The organism is Chthoniobacterales bacterium, assembly GCA_035274845.1.
GTDB lineage: Bacteria > Verrucomicrobiota > Verrucomicrobiia > Chthoniobacterales > UBA10450 > AV80.
In genome coordinates this window covers 51,061-70,077 of sequence record DATENU010000021.1, presented here as the reverse complement: position 1 = coordinate 70,077, position 19,017 = coordinate 51,061, and the positions used below count along the sequence as shown (strand labels likewise).

The 19,017-nt window shown below is 57.9% G+C and carries 12 protein-coding genes and 1 tRNA gene; 4 read left to right on the top strand and 9 right to left on the bottom strand.

Features of this window, described 5'->3' with window-relative positions; all coding sequences use genetic code 11:
* Positions 1 to 90: 90 nt before the first annotated feature.
* The 9 genes from VJU77_15500 to VJU77_15460 all read right to left on the bottom strand — a co-directional run bounded on the left by VJU77_15500 (position 91) and on the right by VJU77_15460 (position 16,450).
* A complete protein-coding gene (locus VJU77_15500) occupies positions 91 to 756 on the bottom strand; it encodes a response regulator transcription factor (protein ID HKP04757.1) in 666 nt (221 codons plus the stop codon).
* Positions 757 to 887: 131 nt separating this feature from the next.
* Complete coding sequence (locus tag VJU77_15495; protein HKP04756.1) at positions 888 to 1,535, bottom strand: response regulator transcription factor; 648 nt, start codon at positions 1,533 to 1,535, stop codon at positions 888 to 890.
* A 2-nt stretch (positions 1,536 to 1,537) separates the two neighbouring features.
* Positions 1,538 to 3,028, bottom strand: coding sequence for a PAS domain-containing protein (locus VJU77_15490; GenBank protein ID HKP04755.1), 1,491 nt, complete (start codon positions 3,026 to 3,028; stop codon positions 1,538 to 1,540).
* A 463-nt stretch (positions 3,029 to 3,491) separates the two neighbouring features.
* A complete protein-coding gene (locus VJU77_15485) occupies positions 3,492 to 6,446 on the bottom strand; it encodes an IPT/TIG domain-containing protein (GenBank protein ID HKP04754.1) in 2,955 nt (984 codons plus the stop codon).
* Between the two features lie 801 nt (positions 6,447 to 7,247).
* Positions 7,248 to 8,360, bottom strand: coding sequence for a hypothetical protein (locus VJU77_15480; GenBank protein HKP04753.1), 1,113 nt, complete (start codon positions 8,358 to 8,360; stop codon positions 7,248 to 7,250).
* Position 8,361: 1 nt separating this feature from the next.
* Positions 8,362 to 10,371, bottom strand: coding sequence for an AAA family ATPase (locus VJU77_15475; GenBank protein HKP04752.1), 2,010 nt, complete (start codon positions 10,369 to 10,371; stop codon positions 8,362 to 8,364).
* Positions 10,368 to 11,969, bottom strand: a complete 1,602-nt coding sequence (locus VJU77_15470) for a restriction endonuclease subunit S (protein ID HKP04751.1) — start codon at positions 11,967 to 11,969, stop codon at positions 10,368 to 10,370. Before VJU77_15470 ends, VJU77_15475 begins: the two co-directional genes overlap by 4 nt.
* Complete coding sequence (locus VJU77_15465) at positions 11,966 to 13,696, bottom strand: class I SAM-dependent DNA methyltransferase (GenBank protein ID HKP04750.1); 1,731 nt, start codon at positions 13,694 to 13,696, stop codon at positions 11,966 to 11,968. The genes VJU77_15470 and VJU77_15465 overlap by 4 nt, the downstream gene beginning before the upstream one ends.
* 9 nt (positions 13,697 to 13,705) lie before the next feature.
* The gene (locus tag VJU77_15460; GenBank protein HKP04749.1) at positions 13,706 to 16,450 is read right to left on the bottom strand and encodes a DEAD/DEAH box helicase family protein; all 2,745 of its coding nucleotides are present in this window, start codon (positions 16,448 to 16,450) and stop codon (positions 13,706 to 13,708) included.
* 179 nt (positions 16,451 to 16,629) lie between these two features.
* Here VJU77_15460 and VJU77_15455 point away from each other — a divergent pair.
* From VJU77_15455 to VJU77_15440, 4 genes are all read left to right on the top strand, one after another.
* A tRNA-Lys gene (locus VJU77_15455) sits at positions 16,630 to 16,702 on the top strand.
* A gap of 144 nt (positions 16,703 to 16,846) precedes the next feature.
* Positions 16,847 to 17,320 carry an MgtC/SapB family protein gene (locus VJU77_15450; GenBank protein HKP04748.1) on the top strand — a complete coding sequence of 158 codons (474 nt, stop codon included), beginning with the start codon at positions 16,847 to 16,849 and terminating at the stop codon, positions 17,318 to 17,320.
* The gene (locus tag VJU77_15445; GenBank protein ID HKP04747.1) at positions 17,317 to 18,237 is read left to right on the top strand and encodes an MBL fold metallo-hydrolase; all 921 of its coding nucleotides are present in this window, start codon (positions 17,317 to 17,319) and stop codon (positions 18,235 to 18,237) included. The genes VJU77_15450 and VJU77_15445 overlap by 4 nt, the downstream gene beginning before the upstream one ends.
* An 89-nt stretch (positions 18,238 to 18,326) precedes the next feature.
* Positions 18,327 to 18,986 carry a peroxiredoxin gene (locus tag VJU77_15440; protein ID HKP04746.1) on the top strand — a complete coding sequence of 220 codons (660 nt, stop codon included), beginning with the start codon at positions 18,327 to 18,329 and terminating at the stop codon, positions 18,984 to 18,986.
* Positions 18,987 to 19,017 lie beyond the last annotated feature (31 nt).

Genomic DNA, 19,017 nt, shown 5'->3' with positions numbered 1-19,017 from the left:
GCGCGCGGAGATGGCGGGTTCTACCTAGTCGGGCGTAAATTGCCCAGTCACGCCCTTAATCGGAGTCGCGAAACGGGGCGTTTGCGCCCTTTACGGTTCGATCATTTTGTTGCGAATCGCGTAACGAACCAAGCCCGCCACCGAGTCGAGTTTCAGCTTGCGACGGATGTTGGCACGGTGGTTTTCCACTGTGCGAAGACTGATACCGAGCGCGTTACCGATTTCCTTGTTGCTTTTGCCTTCGGCAATTAGCTGCACGACCTGCCGCTCACGAGCGGTCAGGCGGCGCTGGCCCGGCTCGGCATCGCCGCGCCTGCTTTCGGCCCGGTTGATAACGTTCGAAGACAAGATTTCGGACACCTTCGCGGTGAGGTACGGCTTGTGGCGGGAAAGCGATTCTATCGCCTCAACGAGGAAATGATGGCCATCGCTTTTCAGAACGTAACTCTTAATCCCGGCGTCGAACGCCTGCCGGATCAGGTTATCGCTTTCGTGGGCGGTGAACATGAGGATCTCCGTGTTCGGAAGGCGACGCTTGATCCGGACGGCGGCATCGAGCCCGTTCAGCTCCGGCATTGTCATATCGAGAATAACGATGTCGGGCTTGAGTTCGCTGGCCTTCTCCACAGCTTCGAACCCATTCCCAACCGAACCGCAGACTTCCCAGCGGGCTTGCCTTTCGATCAAGGCCCGGATGCCCTCGCGGGCAATCTGATAATCGTCAGCAATGAGGATGCGCAATTTCTTTTGAGCCATAACGCATTAACAACCCGGGGGGATTGTTTACTTCAACGGGGACAATGAATTATCGCGCCGGAATTCGCTCCCGTCCTCCCTATTTCGGAGACCAATTTACCCTAGGGAACCCACCCTAGATCGCAGCCCTGCTATGGCTCGATGATGCGTTCGCGAATCGCGTAACGGACCAGTTCCGCAACTGAATGCATGTTCAGGCGCTTCATGATGTTGGTCCGGTGGGCGTCCACGGTTTTGTAGGCGATGCCGAGGAGCGTGGCGATTTCCTTGTTCGTCCGCCCTTCTGCCAGGAGCTGGACAATCTCGCGCTCGCGCCCGCTCAACCGCGCCGGCAGCCTTCCGGCGCCCGCGTTGTTTGTGCGGTCGGAAGGACGGGCCCCGCCCGTGACATTGGGGATGAAGTATTGCTTGCCGCTCGCCACCGCTTCCACCGCGGCGAGTAATTGCCGCGGACTGTCACTCTTGAGCAGGCACCCCCTTGCCCCCGCCCGCAGCAGATCGGCGCGAAGTTGGTCGGATTCGTGCATGGTAAGGATCAAGATCGCAGCGTCAGGGCGTTCGCGGCAAAGTTGCCGCGTCGCGTCCAGGCCGTTCAATTCCGGCATGGTGACGTCCATCAAGAAAACGTCCGGTTTCAATTCGAGACCGAGCTTCACCGCGCTCCGGCCTTCTTCGGCTTCGCCGCAAACCGTCCAACCCGGCTGCGATTCGAGCACCGAACGCAGGCCGTGGCGCACCAGCGGGTGATCGTCGGCGATCAGGATTCGAAGCTTTTTCATTCTCAAAAGAAACTGCCGGTCCGCGAACGTTTCGGGCAAAACGGAAGAACGGCCACGACAGTAGTGCCGCTTTGGTGGGAAGTGATTTCGAGACGGCCCGCCAGTTGCACGATTCGTTGGCGCATTCCGGAAATACCAACGCCGACGCGCGCTGCGTCGGCCGTGCCGGTGAACAGGCCATCCGGTAAACCTTGACCGCGATCAGCAATAGTCAGCTCAATGATTTCATCATCGCGCTTCAATTTTACAAAGGCAACGTCGCTGCCGGAATGACGATGCACGTTCGCGAGGCTCTCCTGGACGACGCGAAACAGCGCCGTCTCAATTTCGTCTGAGCAACGATCGAAGTCTTCGGGCGCATCCAATTCCACCTGGATGTCGCTGCGCGCTGAAAAACCTTCGACATAATCTCGGAGCGCCCCGATCAAACCCAGCTCCTCGAGCATCGGTGGATGCAAAAGATGAGCCAGGGTGCGCAAATCTCGATTTCCCTGGGTCAGGACGGCGAGACTGTCGGCGAGAAGATTCTCCGCCCACGGATCATGGCCCTCCATCCATTCTTCGAGGCGACCGAGATTCAGGGCGACAACGGCCAGTTCCTGCGCGGTCGAATCGTGTAATTCACGGGCGATTCGCCGGCGCTCTTCATCCTGGGCTCTCAATAGTTCGGCCGGGAAAACCTTCGCCGCTTCTTCGGCGCGCTTGCGCTCGGTCAAATCGCGCATGCCGCCGACCATTCGCACGGCTTTGCCGGCACCGTTACGAATCACCTGTCCGCGATCCAGGACATAGGCGTAGTTTCCATTCTTGCAAAGGAACCGGTATTCGTCCGACCAGGTTGTTCCGCCTTCATCGATGACCCGCCGAATTCCCGTAAACACGCGGCCACGTTCGGCAGGGTGAATCCGGTCGGACCAATCAGCGATGGAGTTCTCGATTTCGTCGCGGCTATAGCCAAAGAGGGTTTCGAAACCGTCGTTCCGCCAAACCTCGTTCTTGACCAGATCCCAGTCCCAGATGGCATCGTTCGTGACTTCGGCGAGCAAACGAAAGCGCGCTTCGCTCTCATGTAAGGCAGCCCGCGTCTGTTCCTGTTCGGTGATGTTCGCCGCCACCACCAGCACTTCACTGACGTCCCCGTCATTCGAAAAGATCGGCGTAGCGGTGGCGCGGTATCTCGTTCCTCCTTTGTAGGGTGTTTCGTAGGTTACTTTCCGTCCCTGGAACGCGAGGCCGAGGTTCGGTTCGACGATCGCGCACGTCTCAACCGGCGCCACTTCTCGCAAGAACTTGCCTACGAACATGTCTGGCGGGCCGGCGTTCTTCATGTCGTCTCCCCCGACAAAGAGGATACGGAGTTCTCTGTCGAACAGGGTAATGTTGCCCCCTGGAAAGTTCTCCACCAACGCGCGGTAGCGCTCTTCGGCCTTCCAAATCGCCTGTTCGATCTGGCTCGAGAGTGGTCGAAAGTCTTCTTCGCGCGGTGGTAACATGGAATTCTCAGGCAGTCAGCTGGTCTTTCGATTAACCCATCAACTGCAATTCGGAAAGGGGGGAACATCGGCTAGGGTGTTCTCCCTAAGGCAAATAACGTCTGAGATTAGGGAAGCGCGGCCCGGCCTTGAAGACTTCACCCTTCAAATTGCCGATCAGGTCGCTGCTTGGACGGCAAAGATCTCCGACCCCGGGGTTGGCGGCTCCGGGCTTTATTCCGACGCCCCTTCGGACTCGGAGAGAGAACCGGCCTGACGCCGGAAAGACCGGAAATGGGAAGCACTAGCGCCGGAAGGCGCGCCGGATTGGAGCCCGGAGTGAAGCGAAGCGGAACTCCGGGGTTAGGGATAATCGGAACGAGCCCCGTTTAGGGGCGACGGAAGCGACTGTGACAAGGGTTCAAGCTGCGGCTACAATTGATTTGTGTTGGTCAGCTCCGCGCCCAAGCGCCCAAGATGAACCTCACGGTGCTCTGCCGCTCTCGTAAACTTCCACAACTCCAACTCCGGCAGCGTTGTTCGTCCCCGAGAGGAGCGCGGTATAGCTCCCCGGCGGCAAGGTCGCGACGATGGCGGATTCGAGATGATTTGTTGGGGCGAGGCCCATGGCCGTCAGTTCGGCGGCTGCCGCGGGGGTATCGGCCCAGTCATTGTTGGCGGTGAGAAGCAAGCCGTTGCCATCGCGCAGTTCGAGAACCGGATCCGGCAGGGCATTGGTCACTCCCGTCGCGGCCAGGCTTGGACCAATGCCGCGGATCACGATCCTGCTATTGGCGCTATTACTGCCGAGCATGAACCCGGCGATAACGATGTCGTCACCTGTGCCCACGGCGGCCCGGGTGCTTAGGTTCGCAAGCTTGGAATCAACGCCGTGATTGAGATCGTAAACTTCAATCAAGCCGACGCCCGCGGTGTTAGCAGCGCCTCTGACAACGGCGGTGTAGGCGCCGGGCGCCAGGGTCGCGACAATCGCGGCCTCCCGCTCATCAGCCGGTAAAAGCCCGGTGGCCTGAATCTCGGACGCCTGCGTTTCTCGCCAATTGTTGTTCGTGATCGTAGTGAAGCCGCCGGGCCCATGCAGTTCGAGGATCGGATCGGCCAGGACGTTCTGAACGCCGAAACTGGCCAGCGACGGGCCAACCGCGCGAATAAGCACGTGTTTTGGAGCGCTTCCCGTGATGATAATGCCGCCGATGCCTACATTGTCACCGGTCTGGACCCGGGTGCGGGTGGAAAGGTTCATGGCTTGAGCCGGCGGATTTACTGAGGGCGTCGGGGTTGCACCTGGGCTGGGTGAAATACTCGGGCTCGGACTCGCGCTTGGGCTGGGACTCACGCTCGGGCTGGGACTCACGCTCGGGCTGGGACTCGCGCTTGGGCTGGGACTCGCGCTCGGGCTCGGACTTGCGCTCGGGCTGGGACTTACGCTCGGGCTGGGACTTGCGCTTGGGCTCGGACTTGCACTCGGAGTCGGACTTGCACTCGGAGTCGGGGACGGCGGCGGAGCGCCGGTTCCCACGGCCAGAGAGTAGAGGAAGGACTTGCTTGTGTTGTTGTCGCCCGTCGCTGTCGCGGTATGGACGTAGGCCGTCTGGCCATCCTGAGTAAATCGTGCTCGCGTGCTGGGGAATTGATTAAAGCCAAACATTCCGACGCCAGGGTTCCAAACGGCCGGATCTTCCAAAGGCAAAATTACGCGCCAATTCTCCTGCCCGTCCTGAGTGTTGGCGGAAATAACAAAGCCGGCATGATCGAGGGTATCGGCGCTGCCCATCACCAACTGCAGATTGAACGGATCGACAATTGGCCCGTTCACATAGCCGTTCACCTCCGCGAGCCAGTGCTGCGAGCCATCAGGATTGAGCGCAAACAGCTTGCTCAAATTTTGCACGAAGTAATGGATTCCGTTGCTCCCAATGTCGGCCGGCGTAAAGACATTATAGGGAAACGGAGTCGGGAAGATCCAAAGCAGGTTGCCATTGGGCGAATAGGCTCCGAGTGGCAAATGGACACTGCCATCGGGAGCAATCGCCGGCTGACCGGACACGGGAAGCTCGAAGACTGGAGTGCCATCGAGGCGCAGACCGCGAACATGAGTGTTCGCATAGAAGTAGAGCTGTTGATTGGCGCCATTCGGGCCGAAGACGATTTCGCCGTAATCAACGATTGGCCGCCGGTAAACTTCAGGTTGTTGCCAGCGCAGCGTGCCCGCGGGGGTGAGGGAGAACACTCCCGGACCTTCCGTCCCAACCGAGTAGATATTGCCATCGGGCCCCACTGAGACGCCCAGACAGGTAAGCGACCGGGGATTTTGCACGTAGGTCCACTTTGAAGAGCCGTCGGGATTGAACGCCTTGATGTAGCTCTCGGAGGCCACGTAAATGCTGCCATCCGCGCCGACGGCGACACCTTTGTCTCCCGCGCCTCGCACGAGCCATTTCAGTCCGCCATCCGGCGTGAGGGCATAAAGGTGGTCGAACACGTCAATCGCGTAGATGGTGCGATCCGCGGCAATGGCGGGCCTCACCATCGAATAAGGGCCGTTCATCCGGAAGCGCCAGTTCACGTGGTCCGCGGGGGCTGGACGCGCCGTTACCGTAAGCGGAGTGGTATTACTGCCGCCCGAGTTGTTGACCACTTGCAAGGGCAGCGTGGCCAGAGGCGCATTCTCGGGCACATAGGCCACAATGCGAGTGCTGCTCCAATCCGCCACGGGTGCGGCGATTCCTCCCACTAAGACAGTCCCGTCACCGCCGAAGTTGTTCCCGAAAATCTCCAGAAAACCACTGCGAGGCAGAGTGGTGTCGGACAAACTGGTGATGACGCCAGCGCTGGTGACCGATCCGTAGAGATTGAAAACGAGGTCCGCATTAACGTTGGTGTTCAGGTTGTCGCCGTGATGCCACCCTTCCCCGGTGGTGTTGTCCCGAAAATAGAAGGCCTGGCCGCGTGGGGCGCCGCTGCTCGAGCTCCACCAATACCAATAGTTGATGATGGGCTGGACGGAGAGGAAATGGCGGCCGGTGGCAGCGAAGGCGGGCGACAAAGTTGCGTCGATTCCGCCCGTGAGAGAATTGAACGTTACCTTGGGATCCCCTGCCGGGAGGAAATATTCGCCCTGAAGCACACCCGGCTTGCCGTCCGCGCCAAATTCATAGAAGCGAACGTAAACGCCTTGAAAATTTACCGAACCCCAGACAAATCCTCCGGCGGAAACACGGTCGATGTTGGCGACGACGTTAAACTCGTCAGCAACTTCGCTGTTCACACTAGTCGCCGTCCATAATTGGCTCGGACCAAAGGTGGATTGGTTATCCGAGGCTTGGGAATAAATCAGTTCGCCTGCTCTTGCGGTAAAAGCGCAGAGGGCTGCTGCCAGGATTGTCAGCTGGAGAAAAATTCGGGTGGTCGTTTTCATGCGAGAAATTCGGTCTGCGGCGGTAACCGGACTTGTCATCAATTGGCTTTTGCCAGGCGGCATTTGCGGTGCGTTCCGGGACGATCGATCGAAATGAGAAGAAAATTTTTTCATCGGCGTGACGGACTTTGCCGCGCCGCTCCGCGAGAGCCAGCCGCGAAAAGTAACGCGGTTGTGACTTTCGAACGCCCCGGGAATGGAAGGGGCTTATGCTTGGATTCGCCGCCTGAACTACGGTTTGGAGCGGCGATCGCAAACTTTAACCAGGCCAATACGGTTGATTTGTCGTTCCGGAGAGCGGGGCCGATCCGTTGCTTGATGCCACTCGCCTTTCTTCGTCGGATTTTGTGCTTGTCTGGTGCGGGCGAGGACATGCGGCGCGGCGATGGATTCAACTGGACTGACTGCGCGCCGGTTGATTCGGGAAGAATCTGCGGCAAAATAGCGGTCTCCCGAGGACGCCAAAACGCACCGTTAGCTCAATTGGCAGAGCAAGTGACTCTTAATCACTGGCTTGTTGGTTCGAGTCCAGGGAAGCGATGCGCGGTCTGGCGGAACCCGCGAACGATATGCCAACCACGCTCTGGTTCAGTTAAAAGGGAAGATGCCAGCTCTCATCGGTTGGGGACAGGCCACTCCCCGTCATCAACTGCTCGGCCATCCTGAAACTGAGTGGCAAGAATCCCCACGCGATCCCGCCACGCCTCCGACCGTTATTCGATCGGGCGCAGACGCTCTTCCTCCCACTTGAAGTCGATTCCTAGTGCTTTTCGTCTCCGCGTCTTAGGAGCGGGGATCAGACTATTTCCCTTCGAACTGGGCAATCAGTCCCAGTTTCTCCGCTGGATCGTGAAGAGCAAACTCCTGATAACTGCGTTTGAGCAGGAAAAATGGTGACCTGCCAGTATATCGCTCCGCCTCTCTGGGACTCGTCGTTAGCAGGCTCTCGAGTACTTGCTCGCTCACCTCCTCACCAGCATCTCTACGCCTTTCGCCCGCTGCCATAAGCGCATCGACTACACTGTCTTTCTGGCCGTCCAGCCGGCCGGGCCAGCGCTTGTCGAGCGCGAAGATTGCCTGCAAGCTTTCCACGCGTCTCGATCCGGGTGCACTCCTATCGTGAAACTCAATCGCGAGCCCTTTGCCGCCATCGCGACGGATGCACAGCTCCAGATGCTCCGAGGCCGGAACGACGTAGGGGAGGAAGATATTCGCAAGAGGCGTGGTAGCGTGATCAAGCACTGGATCGGTGTCGCCTTTGATTCGCTGATTACATTCGAGGCAGACCGGGACGAGATTTCCCGGATGCACGGCGAGAAATGGATAAAGCGATTTCGGCAAGTAATGATCGGCATCCGCGAGTAGTTTTGCCTCGATTTTGCTCGGCTTCTGGCCGTCGCACGCTGGGCAGACTTGCAGCTTGGGGTTGGCGCGCTCGAAACCTTCGAGCAGCAGATCACGCGTGAAATCCTCCGGCTCGCCGTGCACTGCGCTAGGAAAGTTCGCACCGGCAAGTGTTTCGTAAAAGAGCACCATCAACTCTTTCACGACCTTTTGAGTGGCGGCATCAAGACGCAGCGCGAACTGAAACTCAAAAACCGGATCATCTACGGAGCTCGGAAATTTCACATCGTTCTGGAACGCCTCAACGATCTCCTGCCCGCCAAGCGGATCGTCGCGGACGTGATCGAAGAGAGCCTTCAGCGCCGTGCCGAATTTCGTTAGTTTCGCGCCGCGTTGGAGCTTCCCAATGAACCATTGAGCCGCGGACGGAGCCATAGTTGGGAAATCTGCCACCGAGGGAAGCCATACGCTTGCTGAAGCGCAGGCATAGACGAGAATCGCTTCCTGTAAGCGGAGCACCGCCATCAGAATTTTCTCGCAGTGTGGGCAAAGCTGGATGCGATGCAGCATGCTACGCTCCCATAGCCTGCGCGGCCGGCGGTTCTTCGTCGTGCTTGTCCCAGCCTCTCGTGAAATGCGTCGGCTCCGGCGTGTATCCTAGCAGATCGCGAAGGCGGCTGCGCACTTCAAATTGATAATGACCCGCGCCTAATTTGTCCTCCAGCGCCAAAAGAGCGTCCGTGAACTTTGGTTGACCGTCCGCGGTCTCCGTTTGGCCAGCAAGTTGTTCCAACCAAAGGATGGTCCCAGACAAACGCCGCTTCAGCCTTTCATCCGGAATTCGCTGGAAGACGCGGTGTTCCCGGACCTCGGCGAGGAGAGCTTGATATTCCGAATCATCATCCATGCTGTGGAAGGGAGCGAATAAGCGCTTCGTTTGCCATATGCTCTCGACAAGCTCCGCTTTCCCGGCGAGAAAGAGCACCATTTCAAGCAACTCGCCCGCTCGTTTTCCCACCGTTCCGCCCGAGCCAAAAACTTCCCGTAAAATTTCCCCTGGAAGCGCCGCGAAACTATTGACTGGCACCGGCCGCACTGAAACCTCGCCCGTGCTCCGCTGCTTCTCGAAAAGTGAAGTTTCGAAGCTGAACGCGTCCGTGATCGCGATACTTGAATGCGTGGTGATCAGGACCTCTGCAGGCTGATCGCCTAACGCTTCGTCAATGATGTCTACGATCTCGCGCTTCCAGACATCGTTGAAATGCGTCTCTGGCTCGTCGAGGATCAAGAGAGCGTCGGATGTGCCTACGAGCAGATGGAAAAGCGCCATCCGTCCCAGGAACATTCGCTCGCCGTCGCTCAACCAATCGTAGAGCAGCAGGTCAGGCACGTTGCGTTTACGCAGCACGATTTCAAGGTCGCTCAGCAGCCCTTCTTTTTTCCACGCCATCAGTTCTCGGAAAAAACTCAGCGGTGTGGGCTCGGCTCCGCCTAGCGCTTTATAGAGTGCTTCGGCGGTCGACAGTTTCAGGTCTTGCGTGTCGGTGACTTCTCGGCGCAGGTCAAAATGAAACGCCCTGCCGACAAGCGATTCATGCTGGCCCGGCTCGCGTAACACGCGCGTTGCGACCTTCGCCAGCTGCGCGATTTGCGTCTGGCGCTGTCTGACCAGGCGATCGGGTCGCCAAACGATCCGCATCGTGATCGTCTCGGGCCAAAGCCAGTCCACCTCGTTCAAAATCCCTCGCTGCCCGGGCATTCGCTGTCGCGTCTCGATTGAGTCCGCGATGTCGGCGACGAATTGCTTTTCCTCCGCCTCGCCCGACATCCGCTGTTTGTGTTCCTCAATGAAACTCGCCAGAGCTGTCGCGCAGAGCGCCCCTCGCAGCGCCTCGGGCGAGACGAAAAGCCCGATCGTCCGACCTTGCGACCCCTCGCCACTTTGCCTTTGCGAAACCATCGCAAAGAGTTGCGCCCGCGTCTCCTTATCGACCGGGTTTAGTTCTGCCTCGCGGTCGATGCTCCAACCAGCAGGCCGTTCGGATTCCAGCTCCACCGTCCTCGGCGCGTCGGTAAGCGCTTCTTCAAGCGCGGGCGGCGGCGGCGCAAAAATCCGCTCCCACGGGTCAGTCACGCCGGAGGTGTAGCCCACGAGCACGCTCGGCAGATAGATTCCGATCGTGCCTGACCCTGGCAGGTCGTCGCCAGTGAAATGAAGCAGCGAATCCGTTTGTTCGTGCAGCCTCGCGCAGTTCACATCGGGCGGCAGCGCGCTCGTTTTGAAAACTTTGAAGCCCGCGCTTGAGGTCGCGCCACCCGGATGATGGAAAGAAATCGTGTGGCTCTCCGCGTTCACCTCGCGGTCATAGACGATAGTCGTGGGAAATGGCGGGACGCGCTGTTGTTCGAGCTGGAGAAAAACTTCCGCGAGCGCCTGGAGCAGCCGGCTTTTTCCGCTGCCATTCACTCCCACGATAAAATGGATCGCGCAGGCGCGTCCCAGCGCCTGCTCGTGGCCGAAATTGATCTCCACATCGTCGAGCGGGGGCAACTTTGAGATGCGGGCGTAGCGCAGCCTCATGCAGATACGAGATCCATTCGCACGTCATCTTCCTCACGCGGCATGCGAAAGGAATCCACATAGAAAATCTCCGATTCCGAAGGATTCACTGCGCGGCTCGCCGCGACGATGAAACCCGCCGCCGCAAGCAATTGCAGCCCGCGCTTCACACCAACCAAATCAAATGCATCCTCTTTGGCGATTTCTTCGGCAGTGAAATAATCCGGCTCCGCCGCCACGCGATCAAAAAGCGCACGCTGGAATGGACCAAGCGAAGTGTATATACGGTCGCGGTCCGCGATAATCTGCGGAACAGAAATCGGCGGCGCTTCCGGTTCGGGTGTCGGCATTTCTTCGGGCGCTTTGGCCGCAATCGCCGCGGGTTCTTGCGGTGCTTGTTGCGCACGCCATCGCGCCGTTAACTCGCCAGAGAAAGCACGCGCGAGGAGCGCTTCTGTCAATTGATAAACAGATTTGGAAGATGCACTTTGATGTCCCTGCATTTCCCGTAAGATCGATGCTCTAGCGACGAATTTGCGCTGCAATTCCAATGGCGGTAGCGGAACTGGAAGCTTACGTAGCTGCTGCATATTGATGCTTGCCAAGTTGGTCGTGCGTTTGGCGCACCTAAGAAAGTACTGTCGGGCGCGAGCGGTCTGTAGGTAATTGGCGAAGAAAACAGCCTCTAATTCTGCGTCCTGTGTTCGAACACGGAAAACATGATTTTGATGAATACATTTGGGAATGTCGTTCTCCCAAATCGCGCCGCGGCCCAGCTTGTCGAAATCACCACCTTCCGTCATCAAGACATCTCCTACTCTTAACGAGAGCTGCTCAACCTCTTCGGGAAGGGCTTCGATTTCTTTAATCTCAGCGAGGTCTAAATATCCGTCTTGAACGTTAGCAACACGAATGTAGGGCACTAGCATTGCCCGTGACTGATCCAGTTTTCTGCCTTTCGCAACTCCAGAAACAACCTCTGCTATTTCATTCAGCTCACGAATTGGAAATCGTTCGCTATCGGCTCCGGAAAAGACTGTTTCAAAGAGAGCGGCCCTTAACGAGTTGACACTCTCGAGGCCTTGTTTGCGTAAGGTCCGCAACTCGCCAGCCTTTCCCAAAAAACCAACGATGTAATCCTGTTCGGCAAGGGGTGGAACCGGGATTTCCACGCGTCGCATGAATTCGAGCGGCACCCGCTGCTGCCCGGCGGAGCCGGTGAAGTTTGACTTCGCTTCCGCTCGAAACGCAGGTCGGCGAATGAACGCAAAGAGCCACTCGGGGCGTACGTCCGGCCCGGCTCGGAGCACATAGAATTCCGTCGAACCGAAGCCGAGACCGTTACGAAGATCGCGCACGATGGCAGCTTTGCCGTTCTCCATGCAGGGCGTGATCTTCGCGAAGAGGACATCGTTCTCGCGAAAGCTCGTGAAGCCGCGTCGCACCTCACTGTACGGGCGCTTTTCCAGCGCGACGATCGCACCTTCTGTCTCGTCAATCGCCGCCATCGGAACGAAACTTACTTCCGTTTCCGCGGGCGGTTCAGGATCGAGCGCCAGCTTTGTGCTGATCTCGCAAACCTCGCCAAGCGGCGCGACCCGCCAGCTCTCAACGTTCATTTTTCCGCCTCCACCATTGCCAGCAAACTTTCGAGGCCGCTCTGGATTTTCCCCTCCAAGCTTTGCAACTCCCGGATGATTTCTGCTGGAGCGCGATGCGTTGCGCTGGACTCGGCGAAGACCTTATATCGTCCGCTAGTGAGATTGTAGTCGTTGCTCGCGATCTGCTTCGCCGTTGCCGTCCACTCTTTCGGTTCGCTCCCGTCCAGTGTCTGCAAGCCTTTGAAGAGCGATACTTCAAAGCTCTCGCCGTCGCTACTTGTCCGCGTCTCAGTTCTAATGACCGGCTGGGCAAGGCGCTTGGCGCGAGTCGCAGCATCGATCGACCTCCATTCATCCCAAGCGCTATCATTTAGGAACACTGGCCGGGGCTGTGGCGCATGCGCATCTTGGCGGAGGGAAAATTTCAGCACCATGTCCCACAAATCGTTTTGCTCCGGCTGAGGGGACCGACGAGCATTGAGACTGAAACCATCGGCCGCGACTTCGTAGAACCAGACCTCGTCGGTCTTGCCGCCTTTCGTGAAAACGAGAATCGAAGTCTTCACCCCAGTGTAGGGCTGGAACACCCCGCCGGGAAGCGAGATCACAGCCTCGAGCTGATTTTCGGTGACAAGTTTTTCGCGCAGTATTTTGTGGGCGCCAGTGGAGCCGAAGAGCACGCCTTCAGGAACGATGACCGCCGCACGTCCTCCGACCCGCAGAAGTTGCAAAATCAATTCGACGAAGAGCAACTCGGTCTTAGCGGAGCCGAGGTCGGCCAGACTCCGACCGATGTCTTCCTTGTCAATGCTGCCCGTGAAGGGTGGATTCGCGAGGATGACGTCGTAATCCCCCTCGTAACCACCGTTGACTTTGAGGTCGTTGTTAAAGCGGCTTCCGAGTGAATCGGCATAGCTTATTTTCGGATTCTCCATGCCATGAAGGACAAGGTTCATCCAGCCCAACCGGACCATCGTGCGATCGAAATCGAAGCCGTGAAAATGATTTTGCATCAATTCGACGTGCTGGTCCCGACTGAGTAAGTCACCGTAGGCATTAAGCGGTGTACCATCCGCCTCAAACTCAAGTGTTTCCCGGTTGGTATGGCGCTTGAGAATGTGCTGATAGGCATTCACAAGGAAGCCAGCGGTACCGCACGCTGGATCGCAAATCCGCTCGCCGATACGCGGGTCCACCAGATCACACATGGCTCGAATGATGTGGCGCGGCGTGCGGAACTGGCCGTTTTTCCCTGCCTCAGCGATTTCGGATAGAAGAAATTCGTAAATGTCGCCCAGCGTGTCTTGATTTTGCGACGGAACGAAAATGTGATCGATGATCTCTATGGCGCTCTGCAAAAGATTCGCGCTCGGAATGACGAAGACGGCATCCCGCATCCGGTCGCCCGCACCTTCAATTTTTTTCAGCCAATCGAACACAGGACCGCGCACATGGTTGAGCCGTTCCTCGCTCGGGAGTTGTTTGATGTAGCTCCAGCGAAAGTTTTCTGTTTCGACCGATCGGAAAACGTGACTGAGCATCCGCCGAAGCGCATCGCTCAGAACCGCTTGAGACGCGGCTTTCTTGAATGTTTCCTCTACGCGTTGGTTATCAAGGTCTTCGAGGCGTTTCAAGAAAACGAGATACGTGATTTGCTCAATCGCCGTGAGCGGATTAGCGATGCCGCCGGACCAAAACTTATCCCAGAGTTTCTTGATATCGGTTTTGAGCTTGGGTGAGAGCATGGGGAGAGATTATGCGGCTAAACGATTAGCGAGGTCGAGAATCTCTGTCAGCTCGCTTTCGCTGAAGAGTTTTCGTGCTTCGCCGATGCGGCTGAATGGAAGTTGCGCAAGGTCTTCACCGGTGAGTTTAGCACGGCGCATAGCCGCGGCGCGCACCGCGCGGAGAAAATGAATTTGCAGCGCGCTAAAGTGTGGATGCGCGGCAATAAAGCCGTCGAAGGCGTCGCGGATCTTTTCCTCGCGACTTGGGAGCCGTGCGAGGCCGAGCATGTGACGAAGAAAGGCTGCCAGATCCGCCTCGGGACATTCATAGACTTGGCGAAGCGTTCTTTCGCTGATGAAAAGATCGGGACGATTCAGGCCACTCGCGATGCTTTGGAGATCGGCGTCGGTGAGCGATTCGCCCCGTTGCAGCTTGGCAAGCGCGGGCATTTGCGCGGCCATTTCGCGGACGCGCGCCTCAACCTGCTCGCGGTAATTTTCCGCGTAGGCCCCCTCCCCACCGGGACCGTAGATGATCCAGCGGCGGGTGGCGATTTCATCGGGTAGGTCCAGGCGGATTAACTCTTCGCGCGGACGCTGGCGGAAGCGCATAAGCGACGCAAAGTTCGTGCGCAGCTCTTCGATCCGATCGTAAGTCAGTCCATTCCAAAACGCCGGGCTGAGCGCCTGCGCGATTTTTTCGCTCTGGGCCTGCACTTCCCGCAAGCTCTGCGGGAGCAGCCGCAAATCCTCGACAACTTGCTGACGGAGCAAATCGATATCCCGCCCAGAGAGATGCTCGATCGCAAGCTTCTCGGTGCGGATTTCGAAAGTCATAACAGCGAGGGACACAACGGGCAAAAAACGCAGAAGGGGCGCGATCGTTTCGCTGAGATGCCGCATGCGATCGGGCGGCAAGGGCTCCCACGCGCGAGCTTCCTGCAGTTCCGCTAGTTCGTCGAGGTGTGGACGGATGTTGACGTTGTCGCGCGGCAGCGGCGCGAGCATCTGCTGCAATTGCGCGACCGCAGAGGCAACTGGATGTGTATCATCCTGTGCGCGGAGAAGGTTAAGTTTCTCGAGCCGCAAGCGAAACAACCTGACGGGCAACGGTTCGCTCGCATGCGCCACCTCTCCTTCGGGGTTCATCTGGAAGTAACTAAAGTTATTCCAGTGATCGATAATGAGAAAATCGGCCTTCGACGCGCCGGTTTCGGGATCGCTCCAGAGCCGAGTGCCGCGTCCGATCATTTGCCAGAATTTCACCTGGCTAAAGACGGGTTTGTTGAAGACGAGATTCTGGATCGCGGGCACGTCGATGCCGGTGTCGAGCATGTCCACGGAGATAGCTACCCGAGGCATGTCGCGGTGCTTGAAGTCGTCGAGCGTCTTGTCGGCGCGCTCCATGTGGCTGTCGATGATCTCAGCAAAGCCCTGGCGCTGGAGATCAGGGTAAAGACGATTGAAACTTTGCCACAGCTCCACGGCGTGCCGATGACCCATCGCGAAGATGATCGTCTTGGCCGGCTGGGTGCCTCGAGCGTCTTTCCGCGATCTCTCCATGAACTCCCGGACGACTGCGTCATGTGTTCCGGTGTTTGTGACAATTCGCTCGAGATCGCTGCCCTCGAATTCGATTTCATTCAGGTCGATCCCTTGGGCCTCCAACTGGCGTTGCACCTCTGGCGGCAACTCGCCGGATTTGATGCCTTCGAGTTGAAACGAAGTCTGCGCTTCCAGCGCTCGGTAGTTCACTAGATAGCCTTCCTCGACGGCTTTCTCGAAAGGGTAATAGAATGTTGGCAGGCCGTCGGGGCACTCGAAGAGATCGAACGTGTTGTGGTCGAGGTAGTCAGTCGGCGTGGCGGTAAGGCCGAGCTGAAGTGAATCAAAATGATCGAAGAGCGCCCGATAGCGATTGTAAATCGAACGATGGCTTTCATCGGCGATAATGAGATCGTAGTAGCCCGTCGAAAGCTGTTGATAGACCTGCATCATGCTCGGATAGGTCGCGATATGAATCCGTGCGCCGGCATCGACTTCGCCCGCTTCGATTCGCGCGCGAGTTTCATTCGGCAGATGCTCCTTGAGATCGCCCAGCGCCTGCCGGACCAACTCACGGCGGTCAGCGAGAAAGAGCACCCGCTGAATCCATTTGGCGCGCATAAGCAGGTCGATGAGCGCGACGACGGTGCGGGTCTTGCCGGTACCCGTAGCCATGACGAGTAGGAATTTACGCTGTGCTCGTCCCATTGCCTCCGTGATGCGCTTAACCGCTTCGACTTGATATGTACGGCCCGCGATGGTGGAGTTCACCCCGAAGTTTTCGAGCGCATCCGAATGCTGTCGCTGAAAGGCTAACCGCTCCAGATCATCACGCGTGAAGAATCCAGCGATCTTGCGCAGGGGGTGGCGTCCACGATTCCAAAACCAGATATCGTTCCCGTTGGTTAGGAAGACAAAAGGATCAAATCCCGTACAATCCCGGATTCTATCTCCGTAATCAGAGGCCTGCCGCTGGCCCGCCAGCGCGTCCCGGCTACTACACTTCGCTTCCACCACCGCCAACGGCTTCCCGTCAGCTCCACGCAAAACGTAATCGACGAACTCTCTGCCTTGTTCGCTCGTCCCTGGTCCCTCCGAGACGCGCAGGCCAGTCCCGAGAAAGAATTCGTCAATTACATTCCGCTCTTTCTCGGTCCACCCGGCGGCCGCAAGCTTAGAGTCAACAATTTGCTCACGCGTCTCAGCTTCTGTCCTGGGGCTCGCCATCAGTCAAAGCTTAATAGAGACTTTGGCGGAAATGGCAGTCTGAAATTCTCGCACTCTCTTTATTTTGTCGCTCGGCGTCATGCGGCTTTCCCGTTCGCATTTTTCGAGTCAAAAAATAAAGGGCTAACGTATTTGTGCAATCGGCCGCGGTGGGTAATTTTGCGATCCTTCAAAAAAACGCACCGCTAGCTCAATTGGCAGAGCAAGTGACTCTTAATCACTGGGTTGTTGGTTCGATTCCAACGCGGTGCAAAATCCTGTTCGTTTCCGGTCGCTGGGTTGATCGGCGTCAAGGAGCGGCGGTTTGAAACCGCCGTTTTTTGGCTGCGGTGGTAAACCGCCTCTCGTTGGAAAAGGCTTGCCTCTCGACGCGCACTTCCGGCTCAATGTCTGACCGTGAGCTGGAACCTGGAAGCGGCCCTTCGTCTCGGCGCCGCGCTGTTGCTCGGCGCGTTGTTCGGCCTCAACCGCGATTTGCGTGGCAAGCCGGCCGGGCTCCGCACGCATGCGTTGGTCAGTCTGGGATCGGCGCTCGCCACCATCATGGTGCTCAATGCGCCTGGCGGCGTCATGGCGGCGGACCCGAACGCGATTGGTCGTGTCGTCCAAGGCATTCTCACCGGCATCGGGTTCCTGGGCGCGGGCGTAATCATGCGCGATCCCGCCGGGCACGTCACCGGCCTAACGACCGCAGCCACCATCTGGCTTTGCGCGGTCCTGGGGATCGTCTGTGGCCTCGGCTACTGGGCGCTCCTGGGAATGGGGTTTGTTTTTACTTTGCTCCTTCTGCTCTTCGGAAGGCCGATCGAACTTTGGATCGAGCATCTGATCAAGCGCGATGGGAAGCATCCTCCTGATCACGGCGTGTGAAGACCCTCGCCATTTTTCTCTGCGGCGCATCGATCCTCGTCGCGCAAACGCCGGCTCCGAGCAGTCCTGCGCCGTCGCGCACCCAGGTTGTGATGCTCGGCACTGGCAATCCCGCCGCCAATCCGGAGCGCTCAGGACCGTCGGTCGCGATTGTGGTTAACGACACCCCGTACCTGATCGACTGCGGTCCGGGCGTCGTTCGCCGCGCTTCCGCCGCGCTTCGGAAAGGTGTCGCCGGCCTGGTCATGCCGAAACTCAAGACCCTCTTCGTCACTCATCTTCATTCCGATCACACCCTGGGTTACGCCGATCTCATTTTCAGTCCTTGGGTGCTCGGCCGTAAGGATGCGTTGGAAAGTTATGGTCCGGCCGGCCTCAAAGCGATGACCGACCATCTCCTCGCCGCCTACAGCGAAGACATCGCCATTCGAACTGACGGACTCGAGCACGGCAATCGCACTGGTTACAAAGTGAACGCGCACGAGATCAAACCCGGCGTCGTTTACAAAGACGAGAACGTCACCGTGAAAGCGTTTCCTGTTCACCACGGTTCCTGGAAAGAAGCCTACGGTTACCGGTTCGAAACGCCGGACAAAGTCATCGTGCTTTCCGGTGATTGCGCGCCGAGCGACAGCGTCATCGAAAACTGCAACGGCTGCGACGTTCTCCTCCATGAAGTTTATACGCAGCTCGGCTACGAAAAGACCAAGGACGACTGGCGGAATTACATCACGAGCTTTCACACCTCCACCAAAGAGCTGGCGACACTCGCCACCAAAGCGAAACCAAAAAAGCTCGTCCTCTATCACCAGATGTTTTTCGGCGGGGACAAAGACACCGAAGAGGGCCTTCTAAAAGAGATGCACTCCCTCTACCAGGGCGACGCGGTCTCTGCCAACGACCTCGACATTTATTAAAGGCTGGAAATCTCCCGAGCGATCGGGGCAATATCGATCTCCCGGAAACAGGCTCTTTCTTGTCGACGCAATCAACCAAAGGAGACTCCATGTCACTTCGCATCAATGACACCGCCCCCAACTTCAGCGCCCAAACCACCCACGGCCCGATCGATTTCCACCAATGGATCGGAGACAAATGGGCCGTCCTGTTTTCTCATCCGAAAGATTTCACGCCGGTCTGCACGACCGAGCTTGGCTATATGGCCAAGATCGAGGGCGAGTTCACAAAACGAAACGCCCAGCTGATCGGCCTCTCGATCGACGGCGTGGCCGATCACAGCAAATGGGCCGCCGACATCGAAGAAACGCAGGGCGCGGCCGTGAAGTATCCGATGATTGGCGACACCGATCTCGCGGTGGCCAAGATGTATAACATGCTCCCCGCGGAGGAGCCGGGGACTTCGGAGGGACGCACCGCTGCCACCAACGCCACCGTGCGCTCGGTCTTCATCATCGGGCCGGACAAGAAAATTAAGCTGATGCTGACTTATCCGATGACGACCGGCCGGAACTTCGACGAAATCCTGCGCGTCCTCGATTCTATGCAACTCACCGCCAAACACAAGGTCGCCACCCCGGTGAACTGGAAGAACGGCGACGACGTCATCATCGCCGGCTCCGTCTCCGACGCCGACGCCAAAACGCTCTTCCCCGACGGCTGGAACGCGCCCAAACCCTATCTGCGGATCGTCAAGCAACCTGGTTGATTCAGAGGTCGGAAGTCGGAGAGCTGAAATT